The organism is Mesorhizobium sp. B3-1-7 (genome assembly GCF_006439385.1).
Classification (GTDB): domain Bacteria; phylum Pseudomonadota; class Alphaproteobacteria; order Rhizobiales; family Rhizobiaceae; genus Mesorhizobium.
Window position 1 is genome coordinate 36,689 of sequence record NZ_VFTL01000006.1, and the last position, 11,204, is coordinate 47,892.

Below are 11,204 nucleotides of genomic sequence, written 5' to 3' on the forward strand. Positions count from 1 at the left end.
CTCCAAACGGAAAAGGCCGCCGCTTCTTGACGAAGCCGGCGGCCTTCCGTGTTTCCGTCCATGACGCGGCTTCTGGCGGCAACCCCATCGGGCTACCCGCCGCGCGTCTCGCGCCTTAACGGGAAGAGTGCTTCCCGGAAGTGCAATCCGCAGAGCTCACGTTATGGAAAACGAAATCACTCGACATCGGATCACCTCCTTTCAGTTCGTTGAACACAGTCAGATGATGGGGTGTGTCGCGGCAAAAGACAAGATGACGCCACGGAATGGTCGTGCCACGAGCCGGGAAACTGCTCTTGCGGTGCTTTTGCGCAACAGATCGGGATTGCGGTCTACAGGCCGGTGGACGACAGTGCGGCTTTGGGGGCGACATAGCGGGAGGTGGGAATGGACGCCCCCGACAGAGCCGCGCGGATCGTACGCAAGGTCGTCGAAACGCTGAAGCCGGGTTTTGCGGTCCGGCTGTGGACCGGCGAGCGGATCGGACCCGCCAGCGGTCCGGTGCTTGCCATCAACGATCAGGACATCGTCTGGCAACTGGTTCGCCGGCCGACCTTCTCGACGCTGGTGGAGATGTGGATTTCCAAGACCGTCGATATCGAAGAGGGCACGCTGTTCGATTTCTATGCCCTGCCTTCGCAAGGCAAGCTCAAGACGAGGCTCAAATCCCTGCCCAAGCTGGCGATCCTGCGCGACCTGCCGGCTGTGCTGTTTTCGCGCAAGCAGATGACGGCGCGCAGCGACCTTTCCGGCCGCAAGCCTTTCGTCAGCGGATCGAACAAGGAGGCGATCCAGCACCATTACGACATTTCGAATGATTTCTACCGACTCTTCCTCGACGAGCGCATGGTCTACAGTTGCGGCTATTTCCACGATTTCGCCAATGGCATCGACCAGGCGCAAGTCGACAAGCTCGACCACATCTGCCGCAAGCTCAGGCTCGAGCCCGGCGAAAGGCTGCTCGACATCGGCTGCGGCTGGGGCGCAATGCTTATCCATGCGGCGAAGAATTACGGCGTCTTCGGCCATGGCGTCTCGCTGTCGCAAGCCCAGACCGACCTTGCCCGCGAGCGCATTCGCGCCGAGGGGCTGGAGGATCGCATCACCATCGAGATAAAATCCTATGCCGAACTCTCAGGCACGTTCGACAAGATATCGTCGATCGGCATGTTCGAGCATCTGGGGCTCGCCAATCACGACGCCTACTTCTCGACCGTCCATCGCCTGCTGAAACCCGGCGGGATCTATCTGCATCACGCCATCACCAGGCGCAGCAAGGGCGACATCCGCAAGACGCTGCGCAAGGGGCCGGAATACAAGGCCCTGATCAAATACATCTTTCCTGGCGGCGAGCTCGATACGATCGGCATGACGCTCGGCAATCTCGAGGCGCACGGCTTCCTCGTCTATGACGTGGAGAACCTGCGCGAGCATTATGCGCAAACCTGCCGCCTGTGGGCGGAGCGTCTGCATGCGCGCTTCGACGAAGCGGTCGCCGAGGTCGGCGAGCCCAAGGCGCGGCTGTGGCTGCTCTATCTGACGGGTTGCTCGATCACCTTCCAGCGCGCCTCGGCGCAGATTTTTCAGACCGTCGCCACCAGGCGCGCCCGCGGTCCGAGCGGCCTGCCACCGACACGGGCGGATTTGTACAGGTAGACCCGGCCCGTTTCAGTCCATCAAGCGCATCGGCGCGCCGACTTCGAGCCGCGCCGGCTGGTCGACGGTGCAGTAGACGCCGAGATTGTGGGCGTTGTGGCGCACCAGGTTGCGCAGGATGCCGGGATCGGTGTCGAAACCGTCCTGGGCGATGATGGTGAAGCCGCAGCGGCGGCAGGGCTCGGAGACGGTGAGCTCGAGATCGCCGACCGCGAGTTTCCTGCCGATCCACTCCGTTTCCGGAAAGGCGCCTTCGACCGGGTCCATATTGACGACGATGTTGGGGCGGAAGCGGCGCGGATCGGGTGTGCCCTCGGGATGCAGCGCCTTCAACCGGGACAGCGAGGCGGTGGTGAGCAGATGGATCGGCGCCTTGGCGTAGCGGGCCTCGGTCAGCGGACCGGCATAGGAGGGCGCCGCGTTCTGCGCGCCGAACGGTCGGATCGCGGCCTCGAAGCCGAGGAAGGCGGACACCGCGCGATCGCTTTCCGGATCGGGCGCGGGCAGCCAGCCGCCGCCGGGCACGGCGATTTCGAGCCGCCATTCCTTGCTCATCGGGTCCTCGCTCAACCGGGTGCGGATCAGCGGCACCTTGTGCCATCTGGCCTCGCGGTCGGGCCTGGCGATCTCGCCGTCGGATGCATCGACCAGTCCGAACAGCCGGTCGCCGTCGACGGTTTTCAGCCCGACGGAGATGGCATCGAGCCGTTCGCCGGCGAGCGAACTCGCCGGGTAGCGCCAGAGCTGGCTGACGGTGCCGAGATCGCCGGTCATCAGCCCTTCTTGTTCTGCCGGTTGGCGACGAGGTCGTCGACCACGGCGGGATCGGCGAGCGTCGAGGTGTCGCCCAGCGCGCCGAAATCGTCCTCGGCGATCTTGCGCAGAATGCGGCGCATGATCTTGCCGGAACGGGTCTTCGGCAGGCCGGGCGCGAACTGGATCTTGTCGGGCGAAGCAATGGCGCCGATCTCCTTGCGGACATGCGCGATCAGTTCCTTGCGCAGCTCCTCGCTCGGCTCCATGCCCTTCATCAGGGTGACGTAGCTGTAGATGCCCTGGCCCTTGATGTCGTGCGGGTAGCCGACGACGGCGGCTTCCGACACTTTCTCGTGGCTCACCAGCGCCGATTCGACTTCCGCCGTGCCCATACGGTGGCCGGAGACGTTGATGACGTCGTCGACGCGGCCGGTGATCCAGTAGTAGCCGTCCTCGTCGCGGCGGCAGCCGTCGCCGGTGAAGTACTTGCCCTTGTAGGTCGAGAAATAGGTCTGCACGAAGCGGTCGTGGTCACCATAGACGGTGCGCATCTGACCGGGCCAGGAATCGGTGATGCAGAGATTGCCGTCGGCGGCTCCTTCGAGCACCTTGCCCTCACCGTCGACCAGTTCCGGCTTGACGCCGAAGAAGGGCCGAGTCGCCGAGCCTGCCTTGAGGTCGGTGGCGCCGGGCAGCGGCGTGATCAGGATGCCGCCGGTCTCGGTCTGCCACCATGTGTCGACGATCGGCACCTTGCCGTTGCCGACGACGTTGAAATACCACTCCCAGGCTTCCGGATTGATCGGCTCTCCGACCGAGCCGAGTACGCGCAGCGATTTGCGCGAGGTCTTCTTCACATGGCTGTCGCCGGCGCCCATCAGCGCGCGCAACGCCGTCGGCGCGGTGTAGAAGATGTTGACCTTGTGCTTGTCGATGACTTCCCAGAAGCGCGACTGCGAGGGATAGTTCGGCACGCCTTCGAACATCAGCGTCGTGGCGCCGTTGGCCAAGGGCCCGTAGACGATATAGCTGTGGCCCGTCACCCAGCCGACATCGGCCGTGCACCAGTAGATGTCGCCGTCATGGTAGTCGAAGACATATTGGTGCGTCATCGAGGCATAGACGAGATAGCCGGCCGTGGTGTGCAGCACGCCCTTCGGCTTGCCGGTCGAGCCGGAGGTGTAGAGGATGAAAAGCGGGTCTTCCGCCTTCATCTTCTCCGGCTTGCAGTCGGCCTTCACCGTGGCGATCTCGTCGTGGTACCAGACGTCGCGGCCGGGCGCCCAGCCGACCTTGCCGCCGGTGCGGCGTACGACGACCACGTTCTTCACCCGCACATGATGCTTGGCGGCGATTTCGATCGCCTTGTCGGTGTTCTCTTTCAGCGGGATCGGCTTGCCGCCGCGCAGGCCCTCGTCGGCGGTGATGACGAAGGTCGATTCGCAGTCGACGATGCGGCCGGCCAGCGCGTCCGGCGAGAAGCCGCCGAAGACGATCGAATGGATGGCGCCGATGCGCGTGCAGGCAAGCATCGCATAGGCCGCCTCGGGGATCATCGGCATGTAGATGGTGACGCGGTCGCCTTTCTTGACGCCGTGCTTCTTCATCACATTGGCGAGCCTGCAGACATGCGCGTGGAGCTCGTTGTAGCTGATCTTCTTGTCGTCGTAGGGGTTGTCGCCTTCCCAGATGATGGCGGTCTGGTCGCCGCGCTTCTTCAGGTGGCGGTCGATGCAATTGTAGGAGACGTTGGTCAGCCCGTCCTCGAACCACTTGATCGAGACCTTGCCGTCGAAGGAGGTGTTCTTGACCTTGGTGAAAGGCTTGAACCAGTCGATGCGCTTGCCGTGCTTGCCCCAGAACTTGTCCGGATTTTTCACACTGTCGGCATACCATTTGAGATAGGTATCGTTGTCGATCAACGCGTTCTTCTTCCACGCCGGCTGGACGCGGTGGACATGCACATCGGACATTTTTCAGCTTTCCTCCCGAACCATTCCACCGGCTTGGGCCGCCGGCGGCATCGCGTCGAAGCGGCCGCGAATTTGCGGGCATTATTAACAGTTCCGCCGTGACGGCAATATTAGACGTTGGATTCGCGCGGCGGGATGACGCATGGTCAAGCGCAAAGCCCTGTCAGCACTCTCGCTTTACGGCTGCTAACCGCCTGTTTTAATGGCAAAAATTTTGAAAAAGCTCGAAAAAATCCATAGACAGTTAAGCAACCGTGCGCACAATTCAGCGTTGGGAGGAAGGAGAATCAACCAAGGAAACGCAATGCGCGACAATTCCGAAATGGACCTGATGCTCAAGGGGTATGGGCTGACCACGGCCAAGATCCTTTACCACTACCCGGACCACCCGCACCTGCTGCAAAGCTTTGTCTGGCAGGACTACGACATAGCTCCGAAATTCCCGGTGCTGATCCGCTTCATCGAATTCTGGAAGACCAAGCTCGACGGCCCGCTGCACTCGGTCACCTACACGCATCACAAGCTGATCGCGCCGAATGAATGGCGGAAGGTGGATGGGGAGTTCCTGGTACATTAGGTGCAGGTTTTATCGATCGTCAGTGATTGGCGGAAATGCCCGTCGCTTCGTCATCCACGGGCGAAGCAAGGAGCGAAGCGACGCGGCGCAGACCCGAGGATCCATTCCGTGACTTCGAAGCGTTGCGGCGATCCAGAATTCTGCTCCGCCGCGCTCTGCGATCAAGGTAACGGCATGGATCCTCGGGTCTTCGCGACGCCGCTTCGCGGCTGCTTCGCCCGTGGATGACGAAGCTCGGAGGGCGGCAGCTAATCGCAAACGTTCACGCTCGCCCTAATAGGGACGGGTCGACACGTGGTCAAACCGCTGGCGGGTTTAGCCGGGCGAAGCCTTCCTGGCGCCGATAGGGGAAGTAGGGATAGGGCGCGGTCACGGCGCTCGCTTCATCGAGCGCCTTGATCTGCTCAGGCGTCAGCGCCCAGCCGACGGCGCCGAGATTCTGCCGCAACTGCTCCTCGTTGCGCGCGCCGATGATGACCGACGACACGGTCGGCCGCCGCAAGAGCCAGTTGATGGCGACCTGCGGCACGGTCTTGCCGGTCTCGGCGGCGACCGCTTCCAGCACATCGACCACCTTGAAAAGATGCTCGTCCTCGACCGGCGGGCCGAAGCTGGCGGTGTCGTGCAGCCGGCTCTTTTCCGGCAAGGGCTGTCCGCGGCGGATCTTGCCGGTGAGCCGGCCCCAGCCGAGCGGGCTCCATACCAGCGCGCCGACGCCCTGGTCGAGGCCGAGCGGCATCAGCTCCCACTCATAGTCGCGCCCGACCAGCGAATAGTAGACCTGATGCGCGATGTAGCGCGGGTAGCCGTGCTTTTCCGCCAGGCCGAGCGATTTCATCAGCTGCCAGCCGGAGAAGTTTGAGACGCCGACATAGCGCAGCTTACCTTGGCGCACGAGATCGTCCAGCGCCGACAGCACCTCCTCGACCGGCGTCGAGGCGTCGAAGGCATGAAGCTGCAGCAGGTCGATATAATCGGTGCCGAGGCGCTTCAGCGCCGCGTCGACGGAGCGGATCAGGCGCGAGCGCGACGAACCCCAGTCGGCCGGGCCGTCGCCCATCGGCAGGGACGTCTTGGTCGAGATCAGCACCGCGTCGCGGCGACCCTTGATGGCCTCGCCAAGCACCTCTTCCGAGGCGCCGTTCGAATAGACATCGGCCGTGTCGAAGAGATTGACGCCCGCCTCCAGGCAGATGTCGACCAGCCGGCGCGCCTCCTTGGCGTCGCTGTTGCCCCAGTGGCCGAAGAGCGGGCCGGAGCCGCCGAAGGTACCGGCGCCGAAGGAAAGCGCCGGCACTTTCAGGCCGGAGGCGCCGAGAGGTCGATAGTCCATGATTTTTCTCCTTGGGATGTCGAAGGCGGAATTCGGCCGCTCAGCACTGCGCCGTGACCGGCTTGCCGATGGCGCGGCCGCGTTCGAGGCGCAGCGCCACGAGCACCACGCCGAGCGCGGCGAGCGGCACCAGGCCGGCAACGAGAGGGACGGCGCCGAGGCCGGGGCCGTGATCGATGACGAAGCCGCCGAGCCAGGCGCCGATGGCGTTGCCGAGATTGAAGGCGGCGATGTTGAAGGAAGACGCAAGGCCCTGGCCGGCGCCCTCGGCCTTCTCCAGCACCCACATCTGCAGCGGCGCGACGGTGGCGAAGGCGGCAGCGCCCAGCAGCCCGACGGCGACGATCGCCATGATCGGCTGATGGATCGCCGCCGTCATAACGAACAGCACCGCCGACAGCGCGACCAGCGTGCCAATAACCGTCGGCACCAGATGCCGGTCGGCGAGGCGTCCACCGAGCAGGTTGCCCGCGACCAATCCGCCGCCGAAGACGAGCAGGATCGGCGACACGGACGCTTCGGAAAAGCCGCTGACGCGGGTGAGGATCGGCGCCAGATAGGTGAAGGCGGCAAAGACGCCGACCCAGCTCAGCACCGTGGTCAAAAGGCCGAGCAGCACCGGCCGGCGGCCGAGTACGGCGAGCGTGCCTTCGGCGCTTTCCGCCTCGTCCGCGGCGGCCGGCTCGTCGCGCGGCACCAGCAATGCGATCACGGCAAAGGCAACGACGCCCACAAGTGTGACGGCGAGGAAGGTGGAGCGCCAGCCATAGGCCTGGCCGAGCCAGGTGCCGAAGGGCACGCCGAGGATGTTGGCGACGGTGAGGCCGGTGAACATCAGCGCGATGGCCGAGGCTTTCCTGTTGGGCGCGACGAGGCTGGTCGCGACGACGGAGCCGACGCCGAAGAAGGAAGCGTGGGCGAAGGCTGTCAGCACACGCGCCGCCATCAGCGTCCAGTAGTCGGGCGCCAGCGCACAGGCGAGGTTGCCGACGGTGAAGACCACCATCAGGGCAAGCAGCAGGGTCTTGCGCGGCAGACGGCCGGTCAAGGCGCCAAGCAGCGGCGCACCGACGACGACGCCCAGCGCATAGCCGGAAATAAGCAGGCCTGCTGCCGAGATCGAGACGCCGAGATCGGCGCTGACATCGAGCAGCAGGCCCATGATGACGAATTCGGTGACGCCGATGCCGAAGGCGCCGGCGGTGAGGGCATAAAGAGCAAGAGGCATGGCTGCGGTCCGGTTGATCAGGAAGGGACGCCCAAAGTCCCGCGCCCCGGGCGGAAGATCGTGATCCGCCAAGCTGTGAACCAGCCTTGCGTCCGGCATATTTTCTGTGAAATAGATTCACGAATGGCGAGACCCGACATCAACCGCTCCGGCGAGATCGAAGTGTTCGTCCGCATCGTCGAGGCGGGCAGCTTCTCGGCCGCGGCGCGGGCGCTGCGGATGACGCCGTCGGCGGTGAGCAAGCTGATCGCGCGGCTTGAGGCGCGGCTTGGCGCACGGCTCATCAGCCGCTCGACACGCAAGCTGCAGCTGACGCCGGAAGGGGTTGCCTTCCATGACAACGGCCTGCGCATCCTCGCCGATCTCGACTCGGCCGAGCGCGAAGCGGCGGCGGGTGCAGCGCCGCGAGGCCGGCTCAGGGTCAATTCCTATGTGCCGTTCGGCCAGCACCGGCTGATGCCGTTGTTGCCGCGCTTCCTGGAGAATTATCCCGAGATTTTCGTCGAAGCCATGCTGACCGACAGTGTGATCGATCTTCTGGAAGAGCGCGCCGATGTCGCTATCCGCGCCGGGCCGCTACGCGAGTCACGCCTGGTTGCGCGCAAGCTTGGCCAGAGCCGGATGGTCCTGGTCGCGTCGCCTGCGTATCTTGAAGCACGCGGCACGCCACGCGCATTGTCCGACCTCGCTCGCCACAACATGCTGGCCTTCGGCTTCGCCAGGCATATCGAGGGCTGGCCCTTTGTCGATGCGACAGGCAAATCGATCATCATGCCTATTGTCGGAAACATGTCGCTCACCGACGGCGAAGCGATGCGGCGAACGACGCTGGCAGGAGCCGGCATAGCGCGGCTGGCGCGCTGGCATGTCGAGCCCGACATTGCCGCCGGACTGCTCGTGCCGTTGCTCGAGGAGTTCAATCCTGGCGACGAGGAGCCGACACATGCTGTCTATGTCGGTCATGGCAAGCATCTGCCGGCGCGGGTGCGGGCTTTCCTCGACTTTCTCGCGGAGACCGTTCGTCTCTGAAACGGAAAAGCCGCGCGTCCAAGGACACGCGGCTCCCGAAGGACGTCGGCTTGCTTGCGAAGACGGATTACGCCTTCGGCACGAACGGCGCCGGGCGCCGGCCGGCGCCTTGCCGCTCCAGCATCCAGCCGGGATATTCGGCAGGCAGGGCGCTCACCTCATCGAGCCTGGCGAGGTCGTCGGTGTCGAGCTTCAGACCTGTCGCGGCAAGATTTTGCTCGAGTTGGTCCATGCGGCTGGCGCCGATGATGACGCTCATCACGAAAGGCTTTGCCAGGACATAGCCAAGCGCCACGGTGGCGACGCTGACGTCGTGCTTTTTGGCAACCTCGCGCATGCCGGCGACCGCCGCCCAGGCGCGGTCCTCGTTGACCGGCGGGAAGTTGAACGAAGCGCGGCGGCCCTCGCCATTGCCCGGCGCGCCGGGACCGTATTTGCCGGAGAGCAGCCCGCCCGCCATCGGCGACCAGACCATCAGGCCAAGCTTCTCTTCGTTGATGAGCGGCACGATCTCGCGTTCGAGATCGCGGCCGGCAATCGAGTAATAGGATTGGATCGTCTCGAAACGGGCAAGGCCCTTGCGCTCGGCAATGCCCAGCGCCTTGGCGATGCGCCAGGCCTGCCAGTTGGAGACGCCGACATAGCGGACCTTGCCGCTGGCGACGAGATCGTCGAGCGCGCGCAGCGTCTCGTCGATCGGCGTCACCGTGTCGGTGCCATGCAGCTGGTAGAGGTCGATATGATCGGTCTGCAGCCGCTCCAGGCTGCGGTCGACCGAATCCATGATGTGGCCGCGCGAGGAGCCGCGCTCGTTGGGCCCGTTGCCCATGGCGCCATGCACCTTGGTGGCGATGATAACGTCCGAACGTTTCACGCCGAGGTCCTTGAGCGACTGTCCCAGCAGCTGCTCGGACTGGCCGAAGGAATAGACGTCGGCTGTGTCGAAGAAATTGACGCCGGCGGCGATCGAGCGGCCGACAATTTCATTGACGCCCTTCTGGTCGAGGCTGGCGATCAGGCCCCATTGGGCATTCTGGCCGGCGGCGCCGAAGGTCATTGTGCCGAGGCAGAGTTCGGAAACGAACAGGCCGGTGTTGCCAAGCTGGTTATAGCGCATGGTGAGCTTTCCCCGAGAAAAGGATTAAATGACATCGGGGAAATAGGAACGGACCGTTTCGTTTCAAGCGCGGGCGCAAAGAATATCGTCCGGTTGGCGGGTCGGTAACGAGATCGTGACGATTGCCAGGGCGCTCAGCTTTCCACCAAAGCGAGGATCGCGAAGGCAGTCATGCCGAATGCGACGGCGGCAAGCGGCAGCAGGATTTCGATCGTCGCCGTGCTGGCCTTCACGGGATGATCGCCAGTGTCGAAATCGCCTGCCAACCAGTCGGCGAGCGTCGTGGGTCTGCCGGCAGCGCTGATCCGGTGATGACGCCAGACACGGCCGGCGATCGCCGGCAGCACGACCGACATGACGATGAATCCAGTTACGACGAACAGCAAATAGTCGTCGGCGCCGCTGCCCGCGAAGCCGATCCAGGCCGACAACGCATAGCAGGCCGCAAGTCCAATCATGGCGAAATAGACCCAGCGGTGCAGTCCGCGGGAGACTTGCCGGTTTTGCATGGTGTGCTGGCTGTGGCGTGTGGCGGTCATAGGGACCTCCTTTGCTATGAAAGGAGCCACTTGCTTTCTGTGGACGGAGCTAGCGCCAGGATTCTAGGCGACAATGCGGTGGTGTGACGCGGCCGGCCCAAGGAAAGGCCTACGCTTCCTTGAGGCGCTCCTTGCTACCGGCTGCCGAAGATCGCCGAGCCGACCCTGACGCTGGTCGCGCCGAAGGCGACGGCTGTTTCGTAGTCGCCGGACATGCCCATCGAAAGCTTCGCGACACCCGCTTCGCGAGCGAGCTTCTCCAGCAACGCGAAATGCGGGCCAGGATTCTCATCGGCCGGCGGGATGCACATCAGGCCTTCGATGGCGAGGCCGTGCACGTCGCGGCAGCGCTTGACGAAGGCGACCGCGTCGCGCGGCTCGATGCCGGCCTTTTGTGGCTCGGAGCCGGTATTGACCTGGACGTATAGCTTCGGCGCGCGGCCTTGCCTGGCGATCTCCTTGGCAAGCTCCGCGGCGATCTTCTCGCGATCGACGGTCTCGATGGCGTCGAAGAGAGCGACGGCTTCCTTGGCCTTGTTGGACTGCAGCGGGCCGATCAGATGCAGCTCCAGATCGGCAAATGCCTCTCTCAGCGCCGGCCATTTTCCCTGCGCCTCCTGCACGCGGTTCTCGCCGAAGACCCGGTGGCCTGCCTCGATGACGGGGCGGATGTCCTCGGCCGCGAAGGTCTTCGACACCGCCACAAGCGTGACGGCGCCGGGCGGACGCTTCGCCTCGCGTTCGGCGCTCGCGATCCTCGCCTTGACCGCGTGAAGCTGCTCTACGGCGCTCGTCATGCCACTATCCTGCCCATAGTTTTAAAGCTCGCGCCGGCTCGCCGCAGTTGACGGGTCCGGCAATCCATGGTGAACACCGCGACGACATAGTCTCGGCTGCCGGCCTAGGCGTGTCGATATTCAGGTGATGCCGGCCTGCAAATGCCGGTTTCCTGCGCTTCCGGTGCTCACGTACTTTAAGTACGCTCCGCTCCGGTTC

The 11,204-nt window shown here is 64.1% G+C and carries 10 protein-coding genes; 3 read left to right on the forward strand and 7 right to left on the reverse strand.

Translation table 11 applies throughout. The features are described 5' to 3' along the window. Positions 1-387 precede the first annotated feature (387 nt). Positions 388-1,656 (forward strand): cyclopropane-fatty-acyl-phospholipid synthase family protein, encoded by a 1,269-nt coding sequence (locus tag FJ417_RS06625; RefSeq protein ID WP_140782913.1) that lies wholly within the window; start codon positions 388-390, stop codon positions 1,654-1,656. A gap of 12 nt (positions 1,657-1,668) precedes the next feature. Here the strand turns inward: FJ417_RS06625 and FJ417_RS06630 are convergent, their stop codons facing one another. Beyond that, a complete protein-coding gene (locus FJ417_RS06630; RefSeq protein ID WP_140782914.1) occupies positions 1,669-2,430 on the reverse strand; it encodes an MOSC domain-containing protein in 762 nt (253 codons plus the stop codon). Beyond that, the gene (acs, locus tag FJ417_RS06635) at positions 2,430-4,385 is read right to left on the reverse strand and encodes an acetate--CoA ligase (protein ID WP_140782915.1); all 1,956 of its coding nucleotides are present in this window, start codon (positions 4,383-4,385) and stop codon (positions 2,430-2,432) included. Before acs ends, FJ417_RS06630 begins: the two co-directional genes overlap by 1 nt. A 304-nt stretch (positions 4,386-4,689) precedes the next feature. On the opposite strand from acs, the gene FJ417_RS06640 reads away from it, so the two are divergent. Continuing rightward, positions 4,690-4,962, forward strand: a complete 273-nt coding sequence (locus FJ417_RS06640; RefSeq protein WP_140646989.1) for an usg protein — start codon at positions 4,690-4,692, stop codon at positions 4,960-4,962. Between the two features lie 298 nt (positions 4,963-5,260). Here FJ417_RS06640 and FJ417_RS06645 read toward each other — a convergent pair whose 3' ends face one another. Together FJ417_RS06645 and FJ417_RS06650 are read right to left on the reverse strand one after the other, a co-directional pair. Next, complete coding sequence (locus FJ417_RS06645; protein ID WP_140782916.1) at positions 5,261-6,295, reverse strand: aldo/keto reductase; 1,035 nt, start codon at positions 6,293-6,295, stop codon at positions 5,261-5,263. A 40-nt stretch (positions 6,296-6,335) separates the two neighbouring features. Next, positions 6,336-7,523: an MFS transporter gene (locus FJ417_RS06650; RefSeq protein ID WP_140782917.1), complete on the reverse strand. Its 1,188-nt coding sequence runs from the start codon at positions 7,521-7,523 to the stop codon at positions 6,336-6,338. 123 nt (positions 7,524-7,646) lie between these two features. Here FJ417_RS06650 and FJ417_RS06655 point away from each other — a divergent pair, with 123 nt between their 5' ends. Further along, entirely contained in the window at positions 7,647-8,552 is a 906-nt protein-coding gene (locus FJ417_RS06655) for a LysR family transcriptional regulator (RefSeq protein WP_140782918.1), read from the forward strand. A 67-nt stretch (positions 8,553-8,619) separates the two neighbouring features. Here the strand turns inward: FJ417_RS06655 and FJ417_RS06660 are convergent, their stop codons facing one another. From FJ417_RS06660 to FJ417_RS06670, 3 genes are all read right to left on the reverse strand, one after another. Next, entirely contained in the window at positions 8,620-9,669 is a 1,050-nt protein-coding gene (locus FJ417_RS06660; protein ID WP_140782919.1) for an aldo/keto reductase, read from the reverse strand. A gap of 134 nt (positions 9,670-9,803) precedes the next feature. Beyond that, entirely contained in the window at positions 9,804-10,208 is a 405-nt protein-coding gene (locus FJ417_RS06665; protein WP_140782920.1) for a hypothetical protein, read from the reverse strand. Between the two features lie 134 nt (positions 10,209-10,342). Beyond that, positions 10,343-11,005 carry a YggS family pyridoxal phosphate-dependent enzyme gene (locus FJ417_RS06670; RefSeq protein WP_140782921.1) on the reverse strand — a complete coding sequence of 221 codons (663 nt, stop codon included), beginning with the start codon at positions 11,003-11,005 and terminating at the stop codon, positions 10,343-10,345. Positions 11,006-11,204 lie beyond the last annotated feature (199 nt).

Excerpts from the sequence above, each read along its gene's own strand:
- FJ417_RS06640 (WP_140646989.1), top strand. The coding sequence starts at position 4,690 with ATGCGCGACAATTCCGAAATGGACCTGATGCTCAAGGGGTATGGGCTG.
- acs (WP_140782915.1), bottom strand. The coding sequence starts at position 4,385 with ATGTCCGATGTGCATGTCCACCGCGTCCAGCCGGCGTGGAAGAAGAAC.
- FJ417_RS06650 (WP_140782917.1), bottom strand. The coding sequence starts at position 7,523 with ATGCCTCTTGCTCTTTATGCCCTCACCGCCGGCGCCTTCGGCATCGGC.
- FJ417_RS06670 (WP_140782921.1), bottom strand. The coding sequence starts at position 11,005 with ATGACGAGCGCCGTAGAGCAGCTTCACGCGGTCAAGGCGAGGATCGCG.
- FJ417_RS06645 (WP_140782916.1), bottom strand. The coding sequence starts at position 6,295 with ATGGACTATCGACCTCTCGGCGCCTCCGGCCTGAAAGTGCCGGCGCTT.
- FJ417_RS06660 (WP_140782919.1), bottom strand. The coding sequence starts at position 9,669 with ATGCGCTATAACCAGCTTGGCAACACCGGCCTGTTCGTTTCCGAACTC.
- FJ417_RS06625 (WP_140782913.1), top strand. The coding sequence starts at position 388 with ATGGACGCCCCCGACAGAGCCGCGCGGATCGTACGCAAGGTCGTCGAA.
- FJ417_RS06630 (WP_140782914.1), bottom strand. The coding sequence starts at position 2,430 with ATGACCGGCGATCTCGGCACCGTCAGCCAGCTCTGGCGCTACCCGGCG.
- FJ417_RS06655 (WP_140782918.1), top strand. The coding sequence starts at position 7,647 with ATGGCGAGACCCGACATCAACCGCTCCGGCGAGATCGAAGTGTTCGTC.
- FJ417_RS06665 (WP_140782920.1), bottom strand. The coding sequence starts at position 10,208 with ATGACCGCCACACGCCACAGCCAGCACACCATGCAAAACCGGCAAGTC.